At 68.3% G+C, this 25626-nt stretch carries 26 protein-coding genes; 5 read left to right on the top strand and 21 right to left on the bottom strand.

The window, feature by feature from the left end:
* Positions 1–38: 38 nt before the first annotated feature.
* The 8 genes from FFS52_RS13855 to FFS52_RS13820 form a co-directional block, all read right to left on the bottom strand.
* Positions 39–1127, bottom strand: a complete 1089-nt coding sequence (locus tag FFS52_RS13855; RefSeq protein WP_068972167.1) for an ATP-binding protein — start codon at positions 1125–1127, stop codon at positions 39–41.
* 37 nt (positions 1128–1164) lie between these two features.
* Positions 1165–1638, bottom strand: a complete 474-nt coding sequence (locus FFS52_RS13850; RefSeq protein WP_083229477.1) for a GNAT family N-acetyltransferase — start codon at positions 1636–1638, stop codon at positions 1165–1167.
* Positions 1639–1680: 42 nt separating this feature from the next.
* Positions 1681–2622, bottom strand: a complete 942-nt coding sequence (locus FFS52_RS13845) for a diiron oxygenase (protein ID WP_068972169.1) — start codon at positions 2620–2622, stop codon at positions 1681–1683.
* Positions 2619–3500 (bottom strand): prephenate dehydrogenase dimerization domain-containing protein, encoded by an 882-nt coding sequence (locus FFS52_RS13840; RefSeq protein ID WP_137810035.1) that lies wholly within the window; start codon positions 3498–3500, stop codon positions 2619–2621. Before FFS52_RS13840 ends, FFS52_RS13845 begins: the two co-directional genes overlap by 4 nt.
* Positions 3497–5638, bottom strand: a complete 2142-nt coding sequence (gene pabB / locus FFS52_RS13835; protein WP_137810034.1) for an aminodeoxychorismate synthase component I — start codon at positions 5636–5638, stop codon at positions 3497–3499. Before pabB ends, FFS52_RS13840 begins: the two co-directional genes overlap by 4 nt.
* 1 nt (position 5639) lies before the next feature.
* On the bottom strand, positions 5640–6038 hold the full coding sequence (locus FFS52_RS13830) for a chorismate mutase family protein (RefSeq protein ID WP_137810033.1): 399 nt from the start codon (positions 6036–6038) through the stop codon (positions 5640–5642).
* Positions 6039–6328: 290 nt separating this feature from the next.
* Entirely contained in the window at positions 6329–6631 is a 303-nt protein-coding gene (locus FFS52_RS13825; RefSeq protein WP_065629820.1) for a hypothetical protein, read from the bottom strand.
* Positions 6628–7200 carry a recombinase family protein gene (locus tag FFS52_RS13820; protein WP_058253166.1) on the bottom strand — a complete coding sequence of 191 codons (573 nt, stop codon included), beginning with the start codon at positions 7198–7200 and terminating at the stop codon, positions 6628–6630. The genes FFS52_RS13825 and FFS52_RS13820 overlap by 4 nt, the downstream gene beginning before the upstream one ends.
* Before the next feature lie 271 nt (positions 7201–7471).
* Here FFS52_RS13820 and FFS52_RS13815 point away from each other — a divergent pair, with 271 nt between their 5' ends.
* A complete protein-coding gene (locus tag FFS52_RS13815; RefSeq protein WP_137810032.1) occupies positions 7472–8386 on the top strand; it encodes an alpha/beta hydrolase in 915 nt (304 codons plus the stop codon).
* Between the two features lie 146 nt (positions 8387–8532).
* On the opposite strand, the gene FFS52_RS13810 is transcribed toward FFS52_RS13815, so the two are convergent.
* A complete protein-coding gene (locus tag FFS52_RS13810; protein WP_137810031.1) occupies positions 8533–9036 on the bottom strand; it encodes a methylated-DNA--[protein]-cysteine S-methyltransferase in 504 nt (167 codons plus the stop codon).
* 108 nt (positions 9037–9144) lie between these two features.
* Between FFS52_RS13810 and FFS52_RS13805 the strand changes: the two genes are divergently transcribed.
* Both FFS52_RS13805 and FFS52_RS13800 read left to right on the top strand, forming a co-directional pair.
* Complete coding sequence (locus tag FFS52_RS13805) at positions 9145–9570, top strand: nitroreductase family deazaflavin-dependent oxidoreductase (protein WP_086536526.1); 426 nt, start codon at positions 9145–9147, stop codon at positions 9568–9570.
* A gap of 80 nt (positions 9571–9650) precedes the next feature.
* The gene (locus FFS52_RS13800; RefSeq protein WP_137810030.1) at positions 9651–10127 is read left to right on the top strand and encodes a phage tail protein; all 477 of its coding nucleotides are present in this window, start codon (positions 9651–9653) and stop codon (positions 10125–10127) included.
* 10 nt (positions 10128–10137) lie between these two features.
* Here the strand turns inward: FFS52_RS13800 and FFS52_RS13795 are convergent, their stop codons facing one another.
* Together FFS52_RS13795 and FFS52_RS13790 are read right to left on the bottom strand one after the other, a co-directional pair.
* Positions 10138–11190, bottom strand: a complete 1053-nt coding sequence (locus FFS52_RS13795) for a fused (3R)-hydroxyacyl-ACP dehydratase subunits HadA/HadB (RefSeq protein WP_137810029.1) — start codon at positions 11188–11190, stop codon at positions 10138–10140.
* A 63-nt stretch (positions 11191–11253) separates the two neighbouring features.
* Entirely contained in the window at positions 11254–12513 is a 1260-nt protein-coding gene (locus FFS52_RS13790) for an oxygenase MpaB family protein (protein ID WP_137810028.1), read from the bottom strand.
* A 139-nt stretch (positions 12514–12652) separates the two neighbouring features.
* Here FFS52_RS13790 and FFS52_RS13785 point away from each other — a divergent pair, with 139 nt between their 5' ends.
* Positions 12653–13303 (top strand): MBL fold metallo-hydrolase, encoded by a 651-nt coding sequence (locus FFS52_RS13785; protein ID WP_137810027.1) that lies wholly within the window; start codon positions 12653–12655, stop codon positions 13301–13303.
* On the opposite strand, the gene poxB is transcribed toward FFS52_RS13785, so the two are convergent.
* Positions 13300–15036, bottom strand: coding sequence for a ubiquinone-dependent pyruvate dehydrogenase (poxB, locus tag FFS52_RS13780; RefSeq protein ID WP_078113832.1), 1737 nt, complete (start codon positions 15034–15036; stop codon positions 13300–13302). The genes FFS52_RS13785 and poxB overlap by 4 nt on opposite strands.
* Positions 15037–15166: 130 nt before the next feature.
* Between poxB and FFS52_RS13775 the strand changes: the two genes are divergently transcribed.
* On the top strand, positions 15167–16198 hold the full coding sequence (locus tag FFS52_RS13775) for an LLM class flavin-dependent oxidoreductase (RefSeq protein WP_137810026.1): 1032 nt from the start codon (positions 15167–15169) through the stop codon (positions 16196–16198).
* Positions 16199–16227: 29 nt separating this feature from the next.
* On the opposite strand, the gene FFS52_RS13770 is transcribed toward FFS52_RS13775, so the two are convergent.
* The 9 genes from FFS52_RS13770 to FFS52_RS13730 form a co-directional block, all read right to left on the bottom strand.
* Positions 16228–16857, bottom strand: a complete 630-nt coding sequence (locus FFS52_RS13770; RefSeq protein ID WP_137810025.1) for a GyrI-like domain-containing protein — start codon at positions 16855–16857, stop codon at positions 16228–16230.
* Positions 16858–16867: 10 nt separating this feature from the next.
* Entirely contained in the window at positions 16868–17671 is an 804-nt protein-coding gene (locus FFS52_RS13765; protein ID WP_137810024.1) for an ABC transporter permease, read from the bottom strand.
* Positions 17668–18666, bottom strand: coding sequence for an ATP-binding cassette domain-containing protein (locus FFS52_RS13760; RefSeq protein WP_137810023.1), 999 nt, complete (start codon positions 18664–18666; stop codon positions 17668–17670). The genes FFS52_RS13765 and FFS52_RS13760 overlap by 4 nt, the downstream gene beginning before the upstream one ends.
* A 31-nt stretch (positions 18667–18697) precedes the next feature.
* Entirely contained in the window at positions 18698–19183 is a 486-nt protein-coding gene (locus FFS52_RS13755; RefSeq protein ID WP_137810022.1) for a PPOX class F420-dependent oxidoreductase, read from the bottom strand.
* A gap of 28 nt (positions 19184–19211) precedes the next feature.
* Positions 19212–20411, bottom strand: a complete 1200-nt coding sequence (locus FFS52_RS13750; protein WP_171011633.1) for a serine hydrolase domain-containing protein — start codon at positions 20409–20411, stop codon at positions 19212–19214.
* 73 nt (positions 20412–20484) lie between these two features.
* Positions 20485–21792, bottom strand: a complete 1308-nt coding sequence (locus tag FFS52_RS13745) for a polysaccharide pyruvyl transferase family protein (RefSeq protein WP_137810021.1) — start codon at positions 21790–21792, stop codon at positions 20485–20487.
* 88 nt (positions 21793–21880) lie between these two features.
* Positions 21881–23509, bottom strand: coding sequence for an FAD-dependent monooxygenase (locus FFS52_RS13740; protein WP_137810020.1), 1629 nt, complete (start codon positions 23507–23509; stop codon positions 21881–21883).
* 116 nt (positions 23510–23625) lie between these two features.
* On the bottom strand, positions 23626–24039 hold the full coding sequence (locus FFS52_RS13735; RefSeq protein WP_137810019.1) for a hypothetical protein: 414 nt from the start codon (positions 24037–24039) through the stop codon (positions 23626–23628).
* Positions 24040–24096: 57 nt separating this feature from the next.
* Positions 24097–25524 (bottom strand): FAD-binding oxidoreductase, encoded by a 1428-nt coding sequence (locus tag FFS52_RS13730; protein WP_137810018.1) that lies wholly within the window; start codon positions 25522–25524, stop codon positions 24097–24099.
* Between the last annotated feature and the right edge of the window lie 102 nt (positions 25525–25626).

Here is a 25626-nt window from a genome sequence, read left to right as displayed (position 1 = left end):
TCGCTCACCGGGGTTTTGTTCTCGGAACCATCGACCGCTCACACGACCAGCGGCACCGCGACGTCGGCGCCGCCCTCCTCGGTGATCCGGGCACCCATCTGCGTGTACGTGGGCGCGGTGATGAACCCACCGGCGAGGAGTGCCTCACCCTGGCGGAACCCGGGCGACTCCGCCAGGAGGTGTTCGGGTACGAAGCCGAAGGTGTCGGCCAGCTCGGCGAGATCGCGTGGGGCGTTCATCCGCATCAGGCACAGGTTGTCGCACTGGGACAGGACATTGGGGTGGATCTTGGTCGGCCGCTGGGTCGACAGCAGCAGCCAGAGGCCGAATTTGCGGCCCTCGGCGGCGATCTGCACGACCCGGTCGATCAGCGCCTGCTCGACCGCGCTGGTGGCCTGCGGTGGGCAGATGTTGTGGGCCTCGTCGATCACGATGAGTATCGGGCGCCGCTCGTCGCGGTGGGCCCAGAGGTGTTCGAGCACACTGAGGGCGGCGACCTTCGGTTCCGCTGGGTGGGCGAACCCACCCAGGTCGAGCACGGTCGCCTGGGGTCGCTCGTCGATGACGTCGGTCGCCGCGAGGTCACCCCGCGCCCAGAGTGCCCAGTCGAGGACCTGCAGATTCTCGATACGCTTGGCCAGCCGCTGATGTCCGGGGTCGGCGGAACTGCGTAGCGCGTCGAGGTAGGTGGTCTGGTCCGATGTTTCGGTGAGTGTGGCGTCGGCGTGCAGCAGGACGTTGTACTCGTCGGCGTCGGCGATCGGATCCAGCTGCAGGACCGCGGCCTTCGCGGCCAGGGGCAGGGTCAGGAATCGCGTCCGCAATTGCGGTCCGTCACGTCGCGTCGAATGCAGGACCCGGATGTCGGATGCCGCGATCGCATCCGCGGCGGCGGGGTCCGCGGTACCCCGTGTCTCGGGCAACCGGGTGAAATCCGCGTTCGGATCGAGGATCAGCAACGGGAGTCGGGTCCGGAGCAGCAGCTGTTCGAGAACCACCCCGAGCGCGTAGGTCTTCCCGGAGCCGCTCTGGCCGCACCAGAAGGTGTGCCGATTGAACTTCTCCGCGGTGAGGAGGACGTCGGTCGTCGCGTTGTCGCGATGGCTTCCCACTGTCAGCTGAACCACGCCCGTACCTTACTGGCACGGGCGGGATTCCATCGGATTACGGAGCGGTCAGCTCCTTGCGGAGAACGAACGCCCGATCGCCGGTCTCGGGGTCGCGCAGCGGGAATTCGTGCCGGGCATAGAAGCGGTGCGCGTCGACGTCGGGTTCGTCGACCTCGATCTCGAATTCCCCGGCGCCCCGTCGCGCCGCCTCGGCAACCGCGGCGGTGAGGACGGCACCACCGAGTCCGCGGCTGCGTTGGGCGGGCGTGGTGTACATCTCGTCGAGCAGGGCGATGCCGCCGTCGACCCAGACGTTTGTCCGGATGGTCACCAGGCCCAGCGAGGTGATCGGGTCGCCGGCCACGATCGCGAAAGTCGAACTGCGCGAGAGTAAATCGGTCAGTCGATCGGCCAGGGCGGCCGGTCCGGGAGACGGTTCGCCGTACTCGCGGTTGAAGGCGTCGAGCAGTTCGGCCATGGTCGCCGCGTCGGCCGGTGTCGCCACTCGCGGGCTGTCGGGCTCGTTCACGGTCACCACCGTAGCCGCCCACCCGACGATCACCGGCGCAGGTCAACCCAGGGCGCCGAACCGGGCGAGTAGCCGGTCGACCGCACTGCAATCCTGCAGGACTCGTCGTCTATCGGGATCCTCTGCGGACTCGCGCAGCATCGTGGCGCCGTCCGGGATCCGCTCGGCGGCGAGGATGGCCGACCAGGCGGCGCTGTCGGTCGCCGTGAACGCGTCGACGCCGTCGCGCAGCGCATGCGCCAGGACGAGCCGGTCGTCCGGGCCGAGCCGGTCGTGGACCATCGCGATCATCTCGCCGGCGACCGAGCCGTGCGCGCGCTCGTCGCGGCGATGCAGGGCGACGGTGGCTTGGTGAACCGGTTGGATCGTCCGATCCTCGGCGATCAACGTGAGGTAGTCCCCGATGGAGGTCTCGGCGACCGTCGCGTATGCCAGGGTCGTGAGCGCCGCGGCTCGTGCCGACTCCGCACGTGCGAGCGCAGCCCGATGGCGGCGCACCATCAACGACTCGGGCAGTGTGGCATCCGGGAGCGTCCAGGCACGCCGGCGGCGGGTCAGCGCGGAAGCGTTCAGATGCATCAGCGTGTGGTACTCCTCGTCGACCATCGACTGGACGACCGCCGCCCTCCCGGCGTCGGAGAACCCAGTGCCGAAGGCATCCCGGAACAGCAAGCCGAAACCGGGTGTGACCACGTCTTGTTCGATGTCGACGACGTTCTTGTTGTAGGCGATCCACCCCCACGCCCGGACCCGGGACCGGCGGTCCTCGTCGAGCCCGTTCCATCCCGGATGTCCGGCGAAGGGGAGCAGTGTCTCGGGATAGTCGACGCAATCGTCGTCGTAGAGATCGTCCATGGTCGGGCCGTCGAGTTCGGGCTCGGTGCGGCGCACCGTGGCCCGCCGCGACCAGCTGCGCACCAGCCCACGGATCACCGCCGTCTCCACCGGGTCGGCGGCGTCGTGGTCGGGCAGCGTGCCGGTCACGACGCCAACCCGGCGAACAGTTGCGCGCACAGCCCGGCATACTCGCTGCCGCGATCGCCCAGCGGCGCTCCGGCCCGGGCGAGCAGCGCCGTGAACTCGTCGGTGTCGCTGTCGCAGGTGGCGGAGACCCGGGACACCGCACGCGCCAACGCATCCCGGGCCGTCGACGCGCACGGGTTCGACGACTGCACGTCCCGGTACACCTCCGGTGTCCCACCGGCGACGCGCGCCAGCATCGCCGACATCGTCATGAACGGCGGGGTGGCCAGTGTCGCCGCCTCGTCGGCCTCGACGCCGAGATCGGCGAGCGCGACCCCGAACGACAGGATGGTCGCATGGGTGAGGGCCTGCACCGCGGCGCACAGGCGGTCGTGCCGATCGGCGGTGGTGACCTGCACGCGAGCGCCCCACCTCGCCAGGTCGTCGATCAGGCGGTCCACGCCGGGTCCGTCGCGATGGACGACCACCGCAATCGCGCGGCCGGGCAGACCGAGGGACGGGGCGAACATCGGGTTCACGCCGACGGCCGGGCCCGTTGTGGCGCAACGGCTCTCGTCCAGTCCGCCGACGGCCGCCGCGAACCGGGTCTTCACCGACAGCGTCTCCACCAGCATCGCGGTCGGGCGCATCAGTGATCGCACCGTCCCCAGCGAGGCGACGGCGACATTCTCCGGCACCGCGAGGACCACGATGTCCGCCGCGCGCACCCGCGCGGTCGCCTCTGGGCCGGGGGCACGGATGTCGTCGCCGGAGGTGGCGTCCAGGATGTGTACGAGGTCGCCGCCGCTGCGCCACCGGTCCGCGAACATGGATCCCACCGCCCCTGCTCCGCCGGCCACGACCACCGACCGCGCACCGGGGCCGGCCGATTCGGTCACGAGTCGCTCTCCTCGGCGACGGACAGGCAGCGTCGCATGGTCAGGGCCTTGACCATCGTCTCCTCGAACTCCTCGTCCGGATGCGACAGCGCGACGATCGCACCGCCGACGCCGAAGGTCACCTCGGAACCGGTCGCCACCATCGTGCGGATCACGATCGACAGGTCAGCGGTTCCGGTGAGCGAGAAGAAGCCGATCGCCCCCGAGTACACGCCCCGCGGACCCGCCTCGAGTTTGTCGATGATCTCCATCGTGCGGATCTTCGGTGCGCCGGTCATCGAACCGCCGGGAAAGGCCGCCCGCACACAGTCGACCGCCGACACCCCGTTCCGCAGCGTCCCCCGCACGGTCGACACCATTTGATGCACGGGTGCGTAGGTCTCGATGTCGAACAGTGACGGCACATGCACCGACCCCGGGACGCAGACACGCGACAGGTCGTTGCGGACGAGGTCCACGATCATCAGGTTCTCCGACCGGTCCTTCTCGCTCGCCCGTAGCGCGGATCGCAAGTGGTGGTCCTCGGTGGGATCGGCCGACCGCGGCCGTGTCCCCTTGATCGGCTTCGACTCGACCGTCCCGTCGGCACCGATCTTCAAGAACCGTTCCGGCGACGCGCTGAGCACCGACATCCCGGCGAACTGCAGCAGGGCGTTGTAGGGCATCGGGCTGATCTCCCGCAGACACGAATACCCGGACACGGGGTCGAGGCTGCGGTGCACGGTCGCCGAGTTCGTCAGACACACCTCGTACGACTCCCCGGACCGGATCTCCGCCAGACAGTCCTCGATGAGCCTCAGGTACGTCTGGCGGTTGTGGCGGAACACGATCGGCACCTCGTGGGGCGCCGGGACCAGCGGGGGAGTCGTCGCCGGAGCGGGTGTGGCGGTTCGCATCTCCCGAATGGTCGACGCCGTCTCGTCCAACCACGTCGCGACATCGGGATCCGGGCTCTCGACTGCTTCTAGTGCGAGCACATACGCACACCCGTGTCCGTGGTCGATCACCACCGCGCGGTCGGCGAACACGAGCGCCGCGTCGGCCTGCTCGGAGGCATGCGCCAGCTGGCCGCCGGTGTCCGCTTTGAGCTCGTAGCCGAGATAGCCGACGTACCCCAGACAGAACGCGAACGGCAGCTCAGGTTGCGCAGCCACCGCACGCGCCCGCAGCTGGGCGTCGAGGTAGTCGAAGAAGGTGCTGCGGACCTCCTCCGCTGTACCGTCCGAATGTTCGACTCGCACAGTCATTTCCGGGACCCGGTAGGTCACATACTCGGCGTGGGGGCCCGAGCAGTCTCCCATGACGGAGTAGCGACCGTCGGTCTCCTCGGCCGCCGACCGGTCGAGCCAATAGCTGTTCGGGCCACCGGCGAACAGTCGTTCATAGACGCTGTTCGGGTCCACCACGTGGTCCACCCGAACCGATCGGACCCGGTATTCCTCGTGCCGATTCCCCGTCGGTTCACTCCCCGCCGATTCACTCGTCGACGCCTCACTGGCCGGGCGCTCCGTCGTCGCCGACGCCCGACTCGCCCCGACCGAGACCCCGCGGTGCGCTCGCACCCGTGTGGCCGCCGCGAAGTTGGCCAACAGCTCCCGGCCGTACTCGCTGCAGATCGACTCCGGATGGAACTGCACCCCCCACATCGGCAACACCCGGTGGCGCACCGCCATCAGGACGCCGTCGTCGGACCACGCCTGATCCTCCAACTCGTCGGGGACATCCACCACCGCCAGCGAGTGATACCTGACCGCCCGGAACGGGGAGGGCAGTCCCGCGAACAAGCCGCGGCCGTCGTGGTGGACGGCGCTGAGTCGTCCGTGCCGCGGTTCGGGGGCCCGTACCACCGGGCTGCCGAACACATGGCACAGGCCCTGGTGGCCCAGGCACACCCCGAGCACGGGTAGTCCGCTGTCGGTCAGCGCCCGTGCGCTGATCCCGAAGTCGCGGGGGTGATCCGGACGGCCCGGGCCGGGGGAGACCACCACGTTGTCGAAAGCTGTCAGGTCCACCGACGTCCAGGGCACATCGTTGGCGACGACGACCGGCTCCCGGCGGTTGACCTGGGTCAACAACGCGTACAGGTTGTACGTGAACGAGTCGTAGTTGTCGATCAGCAGTGTGCGCACCGGGTCCACCTCAGTCCGCGCTCGCGACGGCGGACGGGTGTCGGGCGGGGTCACGATCCGGCCCCGCTCGCTGCGACTTCTCGGTCCCGACGATCAGATCCTCGACCCGACAGGTCTCCGAGATCATGAGGTCGTAGAGGGCATGCAGGAAATCGGTGGAGAGGTCGTGATCGATGGCGAACCGGTGGGCGTGTTCGTGTACAGCGCCGACCCGGCGCGGCTGCATCACCGGGATGGCGTGCCGTCGTTTGAGTTCCGCGATGCGTGTGCAGACCTCGATCCGGGCCCGCACGTCTTCGAGCAGACGGTCGTCGATCCCGTCCAATTCCGTTCGCAGGGCTTCCAGTTCGCGTGCGGTGGGGTCGTCTCCACCCGGCGCACGGCTGTTGATGTTCGTCGATCGGGTCATGGCGCGACCACCTAGCAGTGTCCGAAAGTGCGGCCCGCCGACTTGACCCGCCCGACATGCGGCGCCTGCCCCCGTCCGGCATTGCGCCCGGCCCGCGTTCGCGAACCGCATCCCCCGACTCGGTCCATGGTCGCACCGAGCATGCGTGTCGCGAGGGGCGTTGACGTCACCAGGTGATCACGATTCGCCAACGACCAGTACGTCAGTGCACGAGATCCGTTGCCGGGGCGGCGGTTCGATTGCGGCAAGTCCGACCTTCCGGGCGTCGTTGCCGAGACCCTTTGCCGCGCTTACTTTCCGGCGTGTCGGAGGTGTCCGTAGAGGGCGGCGCGATAGCCGCGTGTGTAACTCGGTTCCTCGTCGTCGGGGTCGGGCGGGCACGCGAGCGTCGACGACGCCAGTTGTCGCGCCCACGGCGCGGGAAGCGCACCGAGATCGGCCGCGGCATCGACGAAACCCTGCTGGAACAGGTCCGGATCGAGGTGCTCGTCGAGTTCGGCGTCGAAGATCGGGAACGAGGTGGGCAGGCGCGTGACGACGCCGTACTCGGTGACGATGTCCAGTTCGGGGAGGTCGGAGTCGGGATTCTTCAACGGACCGAACGCCTCTCGGCCAGGGTGCGATACAGGGTCGCGCGGCTCACCCCGAGCTCTTGCGCGATCCTGGGTACGGAAACCCCCTGCGCGCGCATCTGTTCGGCGCGCACCACCTGATCGGCGTCGAGCGCCCGCGGCCGGCCGATCGCCGACGTGGACCCCCGCAGGGTTCTCGGCGTGGAACGGCCCGATCGTCTCGGCGCGTCGTCGTCGAGTTCGGCCAGCGACGCCAGCACCGCGACGATCATCGCTCCGGCCGGGTCGGCGGTGTCGATTCCCTCGCGGAGCGAGCGCAGTCCGATGCGGCGCCCGGCCATCTGGTTCGCGACCTCCATGACTTCGCGAACGTTCCGGCCGAGGCGGTCGATGCCGACGACCACCGTGGTGTCGCCGGCTCGCGCGTAGTCGAGGAGGGCGGCCATCCCGGGCCGCTGACCCGCGGGCGCGGAGCGATCGGTCGCATCGGTGTAGATCCGCGCGGGGTCCACCCCGGCATCGGTGAGCGCGTCGATCTGGGGCGCGAGCGCGTGGGCACCGGGGGAGTCGCGTGCGTAACCGAGGGCCATCCCCGACGGCTGTGTTGCGTCTGCTGTCACCGCGACAGCGTATCTCAGAAGTATCGAGACAGACTCAAAAGACGCGCCGATGTTTCGAGACCGTATTGATAAGTTGCGGTCAGGAGTCTTGATAGTCGCAAAATGAGTCTCGAAATAGGTGGGATGACTCAGGTGCGACCGCGTTCGGGGTTCACCCGTTCGCACCGTTTCACCGCGTTGTGCCGCGCGGGCGCCGCGCCGGCGTTACCGTCGCACCACGGTCGTCGGAGGAGGTACATCCATGGGGCTCGCTCACTCGGACAGTCACTCGACGAAACCGCGCCTCGTCGAGACGCCGACCGGGCCGGTCGAATATGTCGACGTCGGGTCCGGGCCGCCGCTGGTGTTCGTGCACGGGTCCCCGGGTGGCTGCGACCAGGGAGTCCTGATGACGCGCTTCCTGGCCGGGACGCATCGCGTCATCGCGGTCTCTCGACCGGGCTACCTGGGTACGCCCCTGGGCGGCGACAATAGAGATCCGGCCGCGCAGGCGGCACTGGTCAGGGCGGTGCTGGACTCGGTGGGGATCGATCGTTTCGCGCTGATGTGCTGGTCCGGTGGCGGTCCCGTCGCCTACTCGTTGGCGGCTTCCGTACCCGAGCGGGTGTCCGCGATCGTCGCGGTCGCTGCGGTCAGCACTCGCTTCGATCCGCGGAGCAGCCTGCGCGGACGACTCGAACTGTCCGAGGAGAAGCTTCTCTTCAGTCGTGTCGGACATTGGGTGGCCACGACGCTCGCGTCACATGCGCCGTCCACGGCCATCTCGACACTCCTGTCCGGTGAGGGAGACCTGTCGCGTGTACAGATCAGGGCGCTCACCGCGGAGATCATCGCCGATGACGACCAGCGCACGCTGGCAATCGATCTGTTCGACACCGTGTCGGGGTCGCGAAAAGCCGGCTTCGACAATGACTTCGACCAATTTCGCGATCTCGACCTACCGCTCGCGGAGGTGACCGCACCCGTGCTGGCGATACACTCCCGAACCGACGCCGACGTCCCGTTCGATCAGAGTGTCCATGCCGCGCAGACGCTGCCCGATGCTCGCCTCGAAGCCGTCGACGAGGGAACGCACCTGTCGTTGTGGCTCGGCTCGGACGCTCCGAGGCTGCAGTCGCTGGTCGTCGAACATCTGTCCGGGGCGTCGCGCACATGACGCTCGACGCTCGAGGGTGCCGGATCACGAACTCACGTCGCGTGCGACATCGGTCCGCTGATGCGACTTCGATCGAGGTCGCGTAGACGGATTGATGTCGCATGCGACATCGATCCCAGGGTCGGCGTAGTCGGCTGGGCTCCTGATCAGAACAGTGTCGGCGGGAGAGCGCCCTCGAACTCGAGCAGCCAGCGTTTGGTCGCCAGACCCTGACGGTCCGCGCCGCCCGAGTAGCCGCCGAGTCCGTCGCCGGCGACGACGCGATGACACGGGATGATCAACGGCAGGGGATTGATCCCCATGATCGTGCCGACGCCGCGCGCAGAGACCCGCGTGCCGCTCATCGCCGCGAGTTCGCCGTAGGTGACCGTGTCGCCGTGGGCGACCGTCCGGTGCAGCGTCGACAGGACCGCCCGGGCGGCGTCCGACATCCGATCGAGATCGACAGGCAGGTCGAACTCGGTCAGGTCACCGGCGAAATAGGCGCGGATCTGTCGAATCGCCTCTGCGAGAACGGGATCGATGGTCTTGTCGTCGGTCGGTACGTCGGTGGTCACTCGCCAGGCCACGCGCACGACGGCCGATCCATTGCTGTCGACGGCCACGGTGCCGACCGGCGTCGGTACGAGAGCACGGCATGGTGTGGTCATCGGTGAGATCTCACGGTCGAGGTCAGGTCCGGCCACACAGTATCGGAGAGTCACGACACAGACGGCGCTGCGGGGAATACCCGGCCGAGCTGTGGTGTTCCGCCCACCATGAGTGCTAACGCAGAGTTGAGTCCTGAAGGCTGGGTCCGCGAGCAGACCGAGAAGATCCTGGAGCAGGGCACGACCGACGGTGTGACCGTGATGGACCGTCCGATCGTCCTGTTCACCACGACCGGCGCGAAGTCGGGCAAGAAGCGCTACGTCCCGCTGATGCGCGTGGAAGAGAACGGCAAGTACCTCATGGTCGCCTCGAAGGGCGGCGCGCCCGAGCATCCGGCGTGGTACCACAACGTGAAGGCGAACCCCCAGGTCACCGCGCAGGACGGTACCGAGGTGAAGGAATTGACCGCGCGCGAGCTGAGTGACGGCGAGGAGCGCGATCACTGGTGGGAGCTGGCCGTCGCCGCCTTCCCGCCCTACGCCGAGTACCAGACGAAGACCGATCGGCAGATCCCGGTGTTCGTCCTCGAGTGAGCGTCGCGCTGCATCGATAAAGCCCCCGACCGCGGTCGGGGGCTTTACGCTGTCTGAGGCAACCTGCCGGAGGGAGAGTCATGGGTGACGTGATCGACTTCAAGCAGGTCTCCACCGCGGGACTCGAGAGTTCACCGGTTGCGGAGGCGCTGGCGGGACTCCGGGCAAACGAGGCCCGGTACTACAAGACGAAGTACGGGCACGACTTCACCGTCGTCCCGGCGTCGGACGCGCCCGACATCCTCGACCGGGTGACCGCGATCCTGGCCGACGAGCGCGACATCACCATCGCCTCACCCGCGCTCGAGGTCAGCGACTTCGAGGTGGGCCCGGACGACGGAAGGCTGCACATGTCGTACGTGTTCTACGAGTCCGGCCTCGCGGTGAACGTCATGTACAGCATCGATCCCGGTGGGAAGCGTGCCGTCGGGTTCAAGCTCTCCGACGGCATGGACGTCCCGACCGAGTTGGAGTCGAAGTTCAAGTTCGCGCGTCAGAAATCGAAACTCGCCGGCGTGATCCGCGGGTCGTACTTCGTCATCGAAGGGGAGTACTGACCCCCCGGGGTCACGAGAAGCGGATATTCAGTGTGGCGAGACCGAAGATCTTGCGGCCGCCCGACTTGGCCACCACGATCACGACGCCCGTCCGGGTCGCCGGATCGAGCGACTTGATCCGCCCGCTGTACTCGATCTCGCCGCCCTCGGCGCCGGACACGACAGCGGGCTGGGACAGGCGCACCGCGTAGCGGGTGACGGCACCCGGGTCGCCCGACCACGACGACACGAAAGCGGCCCCGAGCCCCATGGTCAGCATGCCGTGCGCGATGACATCAGGCAGGCCGGCCAGTTTTGCGCTCGTCTCGTCCCAATGGATGGGGTTCGCGTCGCCCGCGACACCGCCGTAGTTGACCAGATCGCCGCGCGACAACCTGATCGTGTGCAGAGGCAGTTCGTCGCCGACGTTCAGCTCGTCGAAGTTCCGTGCGCCCGATGTCCGCCCGCTGTCGTCAGCGGTGCGGACGTCAGCGTCGGGACGGACCGTCCGCACGTATCGTTCCGCCGCTTCGTCGTGGCTGAAGATGTTGACGTCGTGCATCATCACCTTGCGAACCGCACTGCTCAACTCGGGGTCGACCTCGTCGGCGGTGACCCCGACGACCGTCGTGTGCATGGTGTGCACACGCTCGCCCGAGGCATCGGTCATGGTGTTGGTCACGGTGATCAGGTCTTTGCCCGCGATCCGACGGACACTCGTCAGCTCCACGTCCGTCGTCAGTTCGTCGCCGGCGACGATCGGGCGGTGCTGCTCGAAGACCTGCTCGGTCTGGACGTAGGTGTCGTATCCGACGATGACCTTCTCGAACAGCTCCCGGTTCGCCGCCATCGCCGGGATGGAGGTGAAGGTGAGCGGCGCGACGAGACCGGAATAGCCAAGGGCTGCTGCGGCTTCGGGCTCCCAGTGGGCGCCGTGGTAGTCCTGGACCGCGCGTGCGTACTCACGCACCTTCTCGCGGCCGACCTGATACGAGCCGTCGAGCACGTAGTAGTGGCCGACGCGGGATCCGATCCCGGAGGGATCGTCGGTGGTCGTGGCGGTGGTCGTCGGGGTGTGCGTCACCCCGAACACGCTAACGGTGTGCGCATTCGAGTCCAACTCCGGAGTAACTCTCCGACGCCGCGGTCAGCGCCGGAGACCTTTCCCGTGGGCGTACTCGGCCGGGCGACCCGAGGTCTGCCAGTCGTGCCAGTTCTCCCGATGGCGGCACATCCACTTCTCGTGAAGTCGACGGAATCGAGGTGAGAGTCGACGGGTGGTTTCGACGACGATCACCACCGGTAGTCGGAGCACGATGACGAGCATCCCCGGAACCGGACTGGGCATCCGGTAGCGCAGCCGCGTCGTGGGCAGCATGTAGATGCTCGAGTACGCCGCGTACATCGCCGCGTTGTATGTGCCGCGCAACCGCTGCAAGCCGGTCGACCCGCTCTTCGCGAACGCGGCCGGGAACGACTCGATGAGCTCGGCGCCGTCGGTCCCGGCGTCGTAGGTGCGGGTGGACGTGACGAAGGCCAGCAATCGCAACGAGTCGGCGATCGTCTCCGGATACCACTGCGTGCGCACCCCGAGTAGGTGGCCGAGGTAGCGCTGGTAGTGCAGCAGGACGCGGATCTCGCGGGGTGTCGTCTGAACTCCGGTCAGCCACAGCGCCATCGCGGGCACCACGCTGCCGCCCAGCAGGGTCAGTAGTTGGAAGGACTGACTGATCGGCTCGCCCCAGCGTTGGCGATCCCATTCCGGGTGTTCGGCGGCGGTGCGCCGGACCCACACGTGCATGATGCGTACCTGCATCGCCGTCGCACGACCCTCCGACCCCGGCGTGAGCAACGCGTCGGGTTGCGAGACGTCGATCCAGAAACGCGAGGTCTCCAGGAACCGGCGCAGAGCGTTGTCGCCCGCATAGCCCCCGGCCAGCGAGAGCGGTTTCGCGACCGCGGCCTCGGTGTACATCTCCAGGGTGATCCCCCCGGCGACGCTGAACAGCCCGGTACCCCACCGGCGCCAGATGGCCTCGCCCTCCGCGATCAGCTCGGGGTCGACCCAGTCGGGCACCATCTCGAACTCCTCGAACAGGTCGACCAGTGCCGGCGGGGGATCGTCGATGCTGTCCAGGCCGTCGGTGAGTGCCTGATCGAGCAGGGCCCGGGCCGCCTCGCCGCCCAGCGTGCCGTAGACCTCGTCGACGAAACGTTCGGCCACGGGATCGGTGCGGAACATGTCCTCGGCGAAGGTGCGGAGGTTCTCCGGCTCCGGGAAGAGGTCTTTGCGGGTGAACTGCCGTACCAGCGCCCGCACGCCTCGCAGACGCTGGTTGGTCATCGCGGACTCGTAGGCGACCGCCGCCGGAAAGGCAGGAGTATCGGGTGGCAGCGAGGTGGACACAGGACTCCTGACGTGAGACGGATTCCTAGATGTGTATCACCCGCGGTGCTCTGCTGACCAGTCGGCAACGGCGTCTTGACTTCAAGTGAACTCGAAGTTGCACCGTGGTGGGACATCCAACCAACTCGTGGAGGTATCGATGCGCCGCGTATTCGCCGACCTGTGGGAGACCAGCTCCGACAACCCGTTCCCGGGACTGACCACGCATGCCTACCTGTGGAGGTCGACTCGAAATGTCCTCTTCTACTCGGTTGCGTCGGACTCCGAGTTCGATGAGCTCTACCGCCTGGGTGGGATCGACGAGCAATATCTGTCGCATCAGGATGAGGCCGGGCCGCTGCTGGCTGCGATCCACGGACGATTCGGGACGACACTGCACGCTCCTTTCGCCGAAGCGGACCGGATCGGCCGCTACGCGCGGATCGGGGTGGGGCTCGCGGACCGGCACACGGACGGCAACGGGGTCGAGGTGATCCCGACACCCGGCCATTCCCCGGGTAGCACGAGCTACCTGGTGCACGGCGCCGACGGCGACCGCTACCTGTTCACCGGGGACACCCTCTATCGCAGCGAGTCGGGGCGGTGGACCGCCGGGTATCTCCCGGGCATCAGTGACCCCGTCCAGCTCGCGGGGAGCCTCGAACTGCTGGCCACTCTTGCCCCGGACGTCGTCATATCGAGCGCGTATGCGGGGGAGTCAGCCGTTCACCGTGTCGACACGTCCACCTGGACAGCCGGTGTCACCGAAGCGATTCTCGGCCTGCGGGTGGCTGCGGACCGAAACGCCTAGTCGAACAGCCGCCGGAAGAGATTGGTCTCGGCGAGGTCGACCAGTTCGTCGCCGCGTCCGGACAGTACGGTGCGGAGCGCGTACAGCGTGAAGCCCTTGGCCTGGGCGGCGGTGATCGTCGGCGGGATGGACAGCTCCTGCCGAGCGGTGACGACATCGAGAAGCGCCGGACCATCGTGGGCGAGGAGCTCGTCGACCGCACCGGCCAGGTCGTCCGGCCGCTCGACGCGCCGACCGTGGATACCGAGCGACTCCGCCAGCGCGGCGAAGTCCGGATTCTCCAGATCGGTTCCGTAGTTGACGAATCCGGCCGCCTTCATCTCGACCTCGACGAAGTTCAGCGACGAGTTGTCGAAGACGACGATCTTCACCGGCAGGTTGTTCTGCGTGATGGTCAGCAGCTCGCCGAGCAGCATCGCGAGCCCGCCGTCGCCGGCGAGCGCAACGATCTGGCGGTCCGGGAAGGCGGTCTGTGCGCCGATCGCCTGGGACACGGCATTGGCCATCGAGCCGTGGGTGAACGAGCCGATCAGGCGACGGGCCCCGTTCATCTCGAGGTAGCGCGCCGCCCACACCACCGGTGAGCCGACGTCGGGGATGAACACCGCGTCGCGGTCGGCTTTCTCGCTGATCAGGCGAGTCAGGTACTGCGGGTGGATCGGTGCCCGGTTGCGGTCGTTGTCGGCGAGGTCGTCGAGGCGGCGACGTGCCGTGGCGTAGTGGGCCAACGAGGTCGACAGGTGTTCGGAGTCGCGGCCGGTGGAGATCTTCGGCAGGAGCGCACGGGCGGTGTCGCCGACATCGCCGACGAGTGGCAGGTCGACGGGGCAGCGTCGACCGATCTGCTCGCCACGGATGTCGACCTGGATGATGGTCGCCTTCGACGGATAGAACTGTTCATAGGGGAAGTCGGTGCCCAGCATGAGCAGTGTGTCGCACTTCTCGATCGCCCGGTATCCGGACGAGAAGCCGAGCAGCCCGGTCATTCCCACGTCGTAGGGGTTGTCGTACTCGATGAATTCCTTGCCCCGCAACGCGTGCACGACGGGGGCCTGCAGGGCACGGGCGAGCTCGACGACCTCGTCGTGAGACCCCTGCACCCCCGCCCCGGCGAGAAAAGTCACGCGCTCGGAGGCGTTGAGAGTGTCTGCGGCGCGGTCGATCTCGGCATCGGTGGGCCGGGTGACCCGCGGGATACGGCGGATGGGGGCGCCGGCGCGCCGTTTCGGGCACGGCGCCAGGAAGGTCTCGCCCGGGATGACGAGGACCGCCACATCCTGTTTCTCGACCGCGGTGCGCAGGGCGATGTCGAGCAGGCGCGGCATCTGGTCGGGCGTGCCGACCATCTCGCAGAAGGCGCTGCATTCCCGGAACAGCTGCTCGGGGTGGGTCTCCTGGAAGTAGCCGGTGCCGATCTCCGTCGCCGGGATGTGCGCGGCGATCGCGAGGACCGGGACACGACTGCGGTGTGCGTCGAACAGTCCGTTGATCAGGTGCAGGTTGCCGGGCCCGCAACTTCCCACGCACACCGCCAGTTCACCGGTGAGCGCGGCTTCGGCGGACGCGGCGAACGCCGCCGACTCCTCGTGTCGCACATGTCGCCACGAGATGGTGTCGTTTCTCCGCAGGGCATCGGTGAAACCGTTGAGTGAATCACCGGGCAACCCGTGGACGTGCCGGACTCCGGCGCGCTCGAGTTCCTCGACGATCCTCTCCGCGACAGTGGGCGGCATGGCGATCCGTTCGGTCGGCGGCGGTGTGCCCCGACTATAGACGCGGCGCGCCGGTGTGACTTTCGAAGAATTCGACCCACCCTGATTCGCCGACATGTCTCCGCTGCCAGACGGTGTGAAAATCGATTGCATGCCACGACGCGGTGAACCACTCCGGAAGCTCGGTTTCCTGACGATCGGACGCTTCGACGGTGACGACCCGCGCCCCGGTCACCTCGAGACGCTCCGGATGATCGAGCTGGCCGAGCAACTCGGCTTCGACAGCGTGTGGGTGCGCAACCGGCATCTGCAGTACGGCATCTCCTCGCCGGTGGCCCTGCTGGCGGCCGCGGCGGTGCGCACCAGTCGCATCGAGCTCGGTACCGCGGTGATCCCGCTCGGTCTGGAGAATCCGCTGCGGCTGGCCGAAGACCTGGCGACGGTCGACATCCTCAGCGGGGGACGGCTCAACCCGGGGGTCTCCGTCGGTGTGCCGATGCGCTACGACGACTTCAAGACCGCGCTGTATCCCGAAACCCATGCGCTGGAGAACTTCTCGAAGGACCGGGTGGTGAGGCTCCTGGACAACCTGCGGGGCGAACCCGTCAGCGACTTCGAGGGCACCGTCGGGATAGAGACGTTCTCCCGACGGGTGCAACCGCATTCGCCGGGTCTCGCCGATCGGGTCTGGTACGGAGGTGGATTGAGCTCGGCGATCTGGGCGGGCCGGCAAGGCATCAACTATCTGACGTCCTCGGTGGTGACCACCGAGGGCACGGAGTCGCGCGACTTCGCGACCATCCAGGCCGAACACATCGACGCCTACCGTGCCCATCACGTTAACCCCGACCGTGCGCGCGTGTCCCAAGGGCTCGTGGTGATCCCCACGGATTCCGCGACCGCGGACCAGATCCGCAAGTACCGGGCGTATGCCGACAGTCGGTTCGAGCGCACGCTCACCCCGCAGGGTCCGCGAGGCCTCCTGTTCTCGCCGGATCTCGTCGGACCGTCCGATGAACTCGCCGAGAGACTGTATGAGCACGCGGGATTCCAACGCGCCACCGAGGTGGCCTTCGCGTTGCCGTTCTCCTTCGACGAGCCGGACTACCTGCAGATCGTGGGTGATCTCGCCGGGCAGCTCGGACCGGCACTCGGATGGACGCCGGCCGGCGGGACTTCGTAACGAGATACACTGCGATGAACCATCTTTCGCTACGGGATGATGGAGGACTCGACCGGTTGACGCAGCAGGGTCCGAAGTTTCTCCGGAGCTACTCGGCGGAAGTCGCTGAAGTAGATCTCATGGTGACGGCCCGACATGCGTAAGCCGTTGTCGGGTATGAACCGATCGTGCATCTCGGCCAGCACCGGCCCCTCGTCGTCGAACGGCCCGTGGTGCAGCGTCTGAACACACGACCCCTCGTCCAGCGACTCCGTGCGTAGATCGGCGAGACGCGGCGGCGGCTTCGTCGCGCCGGCCTCGAGAACAGCGGCGTCGAGCAGGTCCTCGCCGATCCAGTCGGGAACCATCAGCATGAGCGTCCAACTCCAGCGGCCCTTGTCCCGGGCGCCGGTGAAGGTGCTCATGTCGTCGGCCCACCAGAGCCCCTCGAGTGGCGGGACGACGTAGTCACGGCCGAGTTCACGACTGCTTGCGAACTTCAGCTTGTACGCAACCGGATACAGCGTCTCGATCGACGCCGCGAACTGTGGTGTCGAGTTGGGGTCGCCCGATCCGTCGATCATCAGGTAGCGCATGGCCGGAACGTCGAGAATGCGGAACTGGCCGCGCCGCGCCTTGTACGAGTCCAGCGTCTTCTTGAAGTCCACCTTCTCGGGCACGCCCTCGACACTATCCGGGAATGCGTCGCCGCTCATAGGTTCGCAGCGCGAGAAAGAATGCGGCCCCGCCGATGGCGAGACTCCAGGCGAGCGAGGCGACAACACTCGCGGTGTGGACCGGAGCGTCGGTGAGGGTTCCGCGCAGGACCTCGATGACGGGGGTGAAGGGCTGATACTCGGCGAATTGCCGCAACCCGGTGGGTAGGGATTCGGCCGGTACAAACCCCGTACTGAGGAACGGCAGGATCGTGAGGAACATCGGTGTGTTGCTGGCGGTCTCGACGCTCTTGGCCGCCAGCCCGAGGTAGACCGAGAGCCAGATCAGCGCGACGGAGAACACGGAAGTCACGCCGAGCGCGCCCAGCCAGTCGAGCGGACCGGCCGACGGCCGGAATCCGATACCGACCGCGACGGCGAGGACCACGACGATGCTGAACAGCGCCTGCAGGAGGCTGGCGAGTACGTGACCGGTGAGGACAGCGGAGCGAGCGATGTCCATGGTGCGGAAACGGTTGATGATCCCCGAGGTCATGTCCATGGCAACGACGATGGCGGTGCCCTGAACCGCCGACGCGACAGTGACCAGCACGATCCCGGGCACCACATAGTCGAGGTAGGCGGCCCGCCCGCTGTCGCCGGACTGCGTGGTCATCCCGGCGCCGAGCTGGCCCCCGAACACGAAGACGAACAGCAGCAGGAAGACCACCGGGATGCCGACCAGCATCACGGTGAGCACCGGGAACTTGATGAGCCGCCGAACGTTGCGGCGGACCATGACCCGCGAATCCGACACCGTGTGTGCCAGGGTCGTCATGAGGCGGCTCCGGACGGATCCGGGTCGGTGGCACCGGGTTCGCCGGTGTCGGCATCGGCGGCCGCGGAAGCGGGATTGCCGGTGAGCGCGAAGAACACATCGTCGAGGGTCGGGGCGTGGACACCGACGTCGGTGACCGTGATGCCGGCGGCCTCCAGCTGGTTCAAGGTGGTCCGGACAGTGGTGACGGTGTCGTCGGTCGCGATGTCGAGGCGTCGTGCTTCGGGAACCGGACGCGCATCCGGCAGAAGCGATGCCGCCTTGTCGAAGGAGTCGCGGTCGGCGAAGGTCAGGCGCACCTCGGAGTCGTGCACCCGGCTCTTCAATTCGGCGGCGGTGCCCTCGGCCACGATGTGGCCGTGGTCCAGGACGGCGATGCGGTCGGCGAGCTGGTCGGCCTCCTCGAGGTACTGCGTGGTGAGGAAGATCGTGACGCCTTCGGCGGCGAGCCGGGAGATGGTCTCCCACAGCATCCGTCGACTCCTGGGGTCGAGACCCGTGGTCGGTTCGTCGAGGAAGATCACTCGCGGAATGGACACCAGAGTCATGGCGAGATCGAGGCGCCGACGCATGCCGCCGGAGTAGGTCGACACCGCGCGGTCGGCGGCCGCGACCAGATCGAACTGCTCGATCAACTCCTGGGCGCGGGCCTGTCCGTTGCGTCGGCCCAGCCGTCGTAGGTCGGCCATGAGCACCAGATTGTCCCGCCCGCTGAACAATTCGTCGACCGCGACCGACTGGCCGGTGACACCGATCATCGCGCGCACCGCACGCGTCTGCGCGAACGTGTCGTATCCGCCGATCGTCACCGTCCCCGAGTCGGCGGGGAACAGGGTCGACGCGATGCCGACGGTCGTGGTCTTGCCGGAACCGTTCGGCCCCAGCAGGGCGGTCACGCTGCCGGCGGGTATCTCGAGATCGATGCCGTCGAGAACGCGGTGTCCGCCATAGCTTTTCGTCAACCCGCGGATCTCGATGTCGGCGCCGGTGGTCAACCGATCGGGTCCGTCCGGCGGGCCGGTGCGCTCATCGGTCCTGCGCGTCGAGCCGGGCCGCGACCTCGGCGGGGAATCCGCCGGTGGCCACCGGACCCCACCTCGTCGGCGTGATGCGGATCAGCGACTTGCCCTGTGTTCGCATCGCCGCTCGGTACTCGTCCCAATCGGGGTGCTCACCGGAGATGCTGCGGAAGTAGTCGACGAGCGCGTCCTCGGCCTCGGGCATGTCGAGGACCTCGGCATCACCGTCGACCTGGACCCAGGCGCCGTTGAAGTCGTCGGAGAGCACCACGACACTGGCCACCGGCGTGTGCCGGAGGTTCGCCGCCTTCGCCCGGCCGGGATAGGTCGAGATGACGATGCGGCCCTGCTCGTCGACCCCACCGGTGACCGGCGACATCTGCGGGCTGCCGTTGGAGCGGACGGTGCTGAGGATCATGTGGTGGCGCGGCCGGATGAACTCCAGCAGTTCGGCACGGTCGACACCATCGGCTTTCGCGACTGTTCTGGCCATGCGCCGACCTTACGCCGGGACCGGGGTCTCAGGGCAGCGCGGCGATGAGGCCGGCCTGGACGGCGCCGACCGGGGTCGTCGACTTGCCGTCGACCGTCATCGCGTCGTCGGTGTTGATCACGATGATGATCGTCGTGTCCGAATCGTAGTTGTGGAACAACGAGGTGTTGTATCCGGGGAAATCCCCGTCGTGACCCCACCATCCGTCGCGGTTGCCGATACCGATTCCGTATCCGGAGGTGGCGGTGTTCGGTGGCGGCGAGGTGAGAATCGAATCCCGGCGCAGTTGCTGGGTCGCCGGATTCAGGACGCCCTGCCCGGTGAACAAGGCCTCACCCCAGCTCTGCAGGTCGTCGACGGTCGAGATGACGGCACCGGCGGTGGACGCGAAGGACGGATTCCAGCGCGTCGAGTCGACCGTCTGCCCGTCGGGCTGACCCTGATCGGTGAGGCCGTCGAGATGCGGATCGGGGATCTCGACCGACCCGCCGGGCCACGTGGACTCGTCCATGCCCAAGGGGGTGAAGATCCGGTCGGCGAAGACCTCGCCGATGGGTTTCGCCAGCACCTTCTCGATGACCAGGCCCAGCAGGACGTAATTCGTGTTGGAGTACTCCCAGCCCTGCCCCGGCGGAAAGCTCGGTGGCAGCGCCTTCGCGGTGTCCACCAGTTCGGTGGGCGTCCAGACGGATTCGGGGTCGGCGAAGAACTTCCGGTCGAAGGACTCGGACGCGGTGTACGACGGGATGCCGCTGGTCATGTCGGCGACCTGGCGCAGCGTCGCGCTGCCGTTGGGGGCGTCCGGGACGAACCTGTCGATGCGGTCGTCGAGCGAGACGCGGCCCTCCTGGACGAGCTGCAGCAGCAGGGTGGCCGTCATCGTCTTGGTGAGCGAGCCGATGCGGGTGTGATCCGCCGCCTGGATGGGATCGTCCCCGCCGGCCGCCCGGACCCCGGACGTCCCCGTCCAGGTTCCGGCCGGTGAGATGACCCGGGCGATGACGCCGGGGAGATTCCCGGCGGCCCGGGTGTCGTCGATCGCCTTCTGGAACGCCGCCGCGGTGTCGGCCGGCACCGAGGTCGTCTGACCCGAGCCGGGCGCTGCACTCGACGATCCCGCACCGGATGCCGTCTCCGAGGGTGAGCATGCGACGAGGCCGAGTACGGCCGCTGCACCGATCGTCACCATGCGGAGGAGGGCCGTGGCGCGCACGGGGTTTCGGCTCATGTGGTCACTCTAACGGCAGGTCGGCGCACCGAGGCGACTTGGCGCAAATGGGACAACGTCCGGGGCGGGTATGTCAGATGCGGTGCGCCAGCGCCGGCGAGACCGGGTAGATGTCGACGGCCGTGGCGAGCTTCGCGGCGACGGCCCGCTCCCGCGCCACCGGGTCGAAACCCCGCCCGTACGGCCGGTCCGGGACGGACGTACCGGAATCCACCACCGTCCAGTCCGAGCCGGCCTCGACCAGTGACCAATGTTTGGTGGTGTAGTAACCCGGCATCGCCGCGACCGCGATCCCGGGATCGCCCGCGGCCGCGGCCATCAGGTGCGGGTGGAACCGCGTGCTGATCCAGGTGTTGTGGTGACCGGCGGGCAACCCGTCGTTCCAGACGTCGCGGAAGGTGCGCACGGTGGCACCGGCCAGACGTGTTCCGAGCCGGTAGGGAACCTCGTAATCGTGTCCCGGGATTCCCTCGACGACGGTGACCGCCGAACCGGGCACGTCCCAGGAGTCGAGCGTTGCCCGCACGAAGTCGGCCAGGGCCTCGACGCCGGTCGCCCGCGGTCCGGCGAACTTCTCGGTGAGGTCGGACTGCAGGCACAGCACGACGCCGTTCTCGGCCGGTGTGTCCATCTCTCGATACAGCGGAGGCCGGGGCCGGTGGAGGGTCAGCCACGCGTCGTCCCCGGAATGACGTGCGCCGATGATGCCGTCGAGTACGTCGTACGACGCGGTGTCGCGCACGTCCACGACGTCGAATGCGGCGAACGCCTCGGTCAACGCCGCCCACGCGGCGCCCTGCAGCGCGGGAACGAGTCCCTGACCCGTCGCGGCGAGGCGCGCCCCGGAGCGCCGGGCCACCGCAGCAGCTGCGACGAACAACGAGACATGGTGTGGCCACACGGTATTGAGGTAGCCGCCGCCCAGGAGGTGGATGGTGGTCGCCGACTCCAGGAGGTCGATCCCGGCGGTCAGTCGCGGCGCCAGACCTGAGTCGAGGGCGGCGGCGCCGACCCACTCCCAGGGCGCGGGTTGTTCGGCCTCCGCGGCGTAAGTGGTCAATTGCCAGAGGGTGTCGACGACGAGCATGTTCGGGTGGGCATCGCGCAGCAGCGTCGTGGCCGTGCCCGGGCTGTGGCAGTCCAGCACGATCGTGGCATTCGGACGCACCCGGGTCAGGTGCCGCAACCAGGTTCTTGCGATCAGTTCGTCGCCGTAGTTCGGGTGGCCGGCCGGTGCCACCAGGTAGATCACCTCGCCGGCACCCATCGCGCGGCCGAGACGTGACTCGGCGGAGCGCTGCCGGACCGAGGTGCCGATGCGGTCGGCGAGCACGCCCGCGGCCCGGAACAGGGGGCGGTTGAGTGCCGGTCTGCTGGTCACGATCCCCAAGGTTACGGCGTGCGCGGCCGGTGGCCCCGGTCGGACAGAGATCGGACGACACGGCGCGCGCTGGTACGAGGTGTCGCCGCTACCCGAAGGTGCCCTCGAGGTGACGCAGCGCGGCCTTGCCGTCGGTGGTCGGCCCGCGGTACCCGACGTACCCGTCGGGACGGATGACGAACACCGTCGAACCGTCGGGGCGGTAGCCATCGGCGAAGCGGCCGTCGGTGTCCCGGAGCAGCGGTAGTTCGGTGCTGCCGACCTGCGCGGTCGGCGCGGCGATCACATGGATGTCGAGGTGGCCGTGCGCCCTCGTCGACATCTCGTCGGCGAGTGATTCGAGTACCGCGACCTCGTCGGCGCCGGCGGTGGGGTCGGCGTAGAGGACGAGCGAATGGTCGACGCCGCCGATCACGTCGAACAGTCGCAGCGGGAAATTGACGGAATCGCGGCTGAGGCCGGCGGCATCCGGTGCGCGTTCACCGGCACGCGGCGCGGCCGGCGCCGTGGGCACCGCCGACCCGGCGACGAGCGGACTGTCGGCGTAGGAGATCAGCAATTGGCCCTCGCGCCGCATGATGAAGTCCAAGTCGTTGGAATCGGCGCCGATGCCCTCGCGGGCGTCCCGGACCGTGCGTCCCACGACCTCCTCGCCGATGGGCCGACGTTCGAGGTCGTAGCTGTCGAGAAGCCCGTCGGAGCCGACACCCGCGACGGCGAGGGCGAGCTTCCAGGCGAGGTTGTGTGCATCCTGCACGCCGGTGTTCATCCCCTGCGCACCTGTGGGCGGGTGGATATGGGCGGCGTCGCCGGCGACGAACACGCGTCCACGACCGTAGGAATCGACGATGCGGTGACTGATCCGGAACACCGAGGACCAGCGCAGGTTCGACACCGTCGCGGGTTCCGGTGCGAGGCGGTCGACCACGGCCTGGATGTGGGACAGTTCCGGCGCCCGGGTTCCCTCGAAACCGTGCGCCACACCGTCTCCGCCGGTGGTCGGTGCGACCGCGAGTTCGTCGGGGACGAGCATCGACATCCGGTAGCGGCCGCGGCCGGGAAGGGGGATGCACACCAGCTGGTCGTCGGTCGTGCCGTCCGCGGTCTGGTGCATCGAGCGGATCGCGTACCCCTGGGGCATCGACCAGTCCGCCACGACGTCGCCGAGCATGTACTGCTCGGTGAAGGCGGCCCCTTCGAAGGACAGCCCGAGTCCCTTGCGCACCACGCTGTGGGCGCCGTCGGCGCCGAGCAGATAGCCCGCACGGACGGTGGTGTCCCCGTCCGGACCCGTGAGCGTCACGGTCACCCCGTCCGCGTCCTGGTCGAACGCGGACACGGCGGTGCCCCGGTCGACCTCGGTACCCAGATCGGTCAGGCGCGCACGCAGGATGCGCTCGGTCGCGTACTGGGGGAGCAGGTGGAATCGGTAGGGCACATCCGGTGGCGTCGACAGATCGACCCGCGAGACCTGACTTCCGTTGACGTAGACGAGTTGTCCGCGCATCTCGAGCCCGGCGTCGAGCACCTGTTTCACGACGCCCATGCTCTCGAAGACCTCGAGCGTCCGCGGTTGGATCCCGACCGCCTTGGCGTACTGCGGGGGTTCGAGGAGCGGATCGACGATCCGCACGCGAACTCCGCGCCTGCGCAGCTCGATGGCGGCGGTCAAGCCGATGGGGCCCGCGCCGGCGATCAGGACATCGACTTCGGTCATGGAATCCTCCCGTTGTCGGCAGTCGCCGACGCTCTGAGGATTATCGGGCGGGTGGCATCCCACCGCCACCAGAACGGAAAAATAGGACGTCAAACGGACGGTCGACTCCGGCCCGGTCACCTCGGGATGGCGGCGGGGCCGATCGTCCGGGCGCCCAGTTGCGCGACTCTGGCCCGCAATTCACGGTCGGCGGTGACGACGATGCGCTCGCGACGAGGATCCGAATCCGCGACGACGCCGACGATCGTGTCGTCCCCCGAACCCGGCGCGTCGACGATTCGGACCTGTTCGCTCGCCACGACACCGCGGGCCCGACCCTCGACGACGAGCACCACCTCGAGTGGCCCCGGCAGTCCTTCGAGTCCGCCGACGGCGACGGAATCGAGACGCGTCCGCAACCGTTCGGTGGCTCCGCGGCGATCGCGCCACCACCCGTCGGGCACCGAACCCACGACGTTGGCGGCGTCGACGACGAGCAGGGGCCGGTCGTTTGGGGTGCGATCGTGCCGGGGTTCGGACGGTTCAGACATGCCGACCATCAGTCCACATCCGGCCACCCGGGGCAAGTGCGCCGTCCGGTTGGCCGATCACAGGTCGCCGTGACAGAAGCGATTCGCCGGGTCGAGGGCGGCCTTGATCTCGTCGAGCCGGCGACGGTTGTCCGCGCTGAACGCGTCCGCGGCCCGGGCGACGCGTTCGGAGCCGGAGGTGAAGTTGAGGTAGGCGGCGCCGGTCACGTAGGGCTCGAGCTCGGCGCGGGTCACCCGCAACGTCGACTCGACGGCCAATGCGACGTGCGGATCAGCCACCGCCGCAACGAGTTCGAGTAGGAACCGGCCCTGTCGCCCCCGATCGTTGGGCGCGTTGTCCGCGCTGCGAGCGATCGCTCCACCGGCGTGGCGGATCTCGCCGCACACGATGAGCGGCGCCGACGCCGGGGCCGGTCGGACCCGCTCGGCGACGATGTCGACGGCCTCGTCGGGGAGATCGTCGAACAATTCGGTGGTGACCATCACCGGCATCGGCTCGGTCGGGTCCATGCTGACGGCGTCGATCGCCGAGAACGGCAGCGCACCCCACATGTCTACGACCGGCGTCCGCCACTCGCGCCATTCGTCGACGACCGCGCGACCGGCGTCGAGATCCCCGGACCAGCAGCCGCGCACGACGGCGAAGCTCCGGCCGCGGAGCGGCGCCGGGACGTCGTCCGTGGGCGGGAGGTTGAGAATCGCGACGGCCGACGTCAGCTCCTCGGACTGGGCGGGCGCCCAGTCGCGGAACCGGCGGATGATCTCCTCGGCGTCGGCGGCCGGATAGAAGAGATTGCCGGCGTACACGGTCGACACCTCGACGAGCGCGATCTCCATGGACGTCACGACACCGAGACCGCCGGCGCCGGCGCCGCGCAACGCCCAGAAGAGGTGCGGGAAACTGGTATCGGTGACCCGGATCGGTGTCCCGTCCGGAGTCACCAGGTCGAACGAGAGCACGCGGTCCGACGAGAGGCCGTGGCGTCGACCGAGCCAGCCGAAACCGCCCCCGAGCGTGTAACCGACCGCCCCGACCCCGCCGGCCGAGCCCATCAGTGGCGCGAGACCGTACGGCGCCGCCGCGTCGACGACCGTTCGCCATGGGGCGCCGGCGCCGACCCGGGCGGTCCGGGTGACGGGGTCGACGCTCACCGACGAGAGCCGGGAGGTGTTGATCAGCAGTCCGCCGTCGGCCGGTCTCCCCGTGCCGTGACCGGTCGCCTGGACGGCGACGCGTAGATCTTCCTCGACGGCGAAGCGGACCGCCTCGACCACGTCGAAATGATTGTCGGGCACGGCGATCACGGCCGGGCGGTGCACGTCGAGCCGGTTGAAGCCGGATCGCGCGTCGAGGTAGCCGGCATCGCCGGGGCCGAAGACGTCGCCGGCGATCCGGTCGCGTAGTTGCGCGAGGACCGAGGTACGGGTCCGGACGGTGAGGCGCTCGGCGTGCTCGGGCAGGGAGGAGGCGGGTGTTGCGGGCATCGGCAGGTCCTCGGTCGCGGCCGGAACGATCCGGCGGAATTCGTCGGGCTCCGGACGACGCCGGAGTCCTGACCAGGGTCGCCGACGGCGCTTGAAGGCGAC

It is taken from the genome of Gordonia sp. ALPHA1B1 (assembly GCF_005502615.1).
In the GTDB taxonomy this organism is placed as follows: Bacteria; Actinomycetota; Actinomycetes; order Mycobacteriales; family Mycobacteriaceae; genus Gordonia; species Gordonia hongkongensis.
This window is presented reverse-complemented; position numbering and strand designations above follow the sequence as displayed.

Coding starts and splice junctions, on each gene's coding strand:
- FFS52_RS13765 (WP_137810024.1), bottom strand. CDS start 17,671: ATGACGACCCTGGCACACACGGTGTCGGATTCGCGGGTCATGGTCCGC.
- FFS52_RS13830 (WP_137810033.1), bottom strand. CDS start 6,038: ATGACCCGATCGACGAACATCAACAGCCGTGCGCCGGGTGGAGACGAC.
- FFS52_RS13820 (WP_058253166.1), bottom strand. CDS start 7,200: ATGGCCCTCGGTTACGCACGCGACTCCCCCGGTGCCCACGCGCTCGCG.
- poxB (WP_078113832.1), bottom strand. CDS start 15,036: ATGCCGCCCACTGTCGCGGAGAGGATCGTCGAGGAACTCGAGCGCGCC.
- FFS52_RS13785 (WP_137810027.1), top strand. CDS start 12,653: ATGCGCCGCGTATTCGCCGACCTGTGGGAGACCAGCTCCGACAACCCG.
- FFS52_RS13735 (WP_137810019.1), bottom strand. CDS start 24,039: ATGTCTGAACCGTCCGAACCCCGGCACGATCGCACCCCAAACGACCGG.
- FFS52_RS13750 (WP_171011633.1), bottom strand. CDS start 20,411: ATGAGCCGAAACCCCGTGCGCGCCACGGCCCTCCTCCGCATGGTGACG.
- FFS52_RS13800 (WP_137810030.1), top strand. CDS start 9,651: ATGGGTGACGTGATCGACTTCAAGCAGGTCTCCACCGCGGGACTCGAG.
- FFS52_RS13815 (WP_137810032.1), top strand. CDS start 7,472: ATGGGGCTCGCTCACTCGGACAGTCACTCGACGAAACCGCGCCTCGTC.
- FFS52_RS13805 (WP_086536526.1), top strand. CDS start 9,145: ATGAGTGCTAACGCAGAGTTGAGTCCTGAAGGCTGGGTCCGCGAGCAG.
- FFS52_RS13755 (WP_137810022.1), bottom strand. CDS start 19,183: ATGGCCAGAACAGTCGCGAAAGCCGATGGTGTCGACCGTGCCGAACTG.
- FFS52_RS13775 (WP_137810026.1), top strand. CDS start 15,167: ATGCCACGACGCGGTGAACCACTCCGGAAGCTCGGTTTCCTGACGATC.
- FFS52_RS13730 (WP_137810018.1), bottom strand. CDS start 25,524: ATGCCCGCAACACCCGCCTCCTCCCTGCCCGAGCACGCCGAGCGCCTC.
- FFS52_RS13810 (WP_137810031.1), bottom strand. CDS start 9,036: ATGACCACACCATGCCGTGCTCTCGTACCGACGCCGGTCGGCACCGTG.
- FFS52_RS13740 (WP_137810020.1), bottom strand. CDS start 23,509: ATGACCGAAGTCGATGTCCTGATCGCCGGCGCGGGCCCCATCGGCTTG.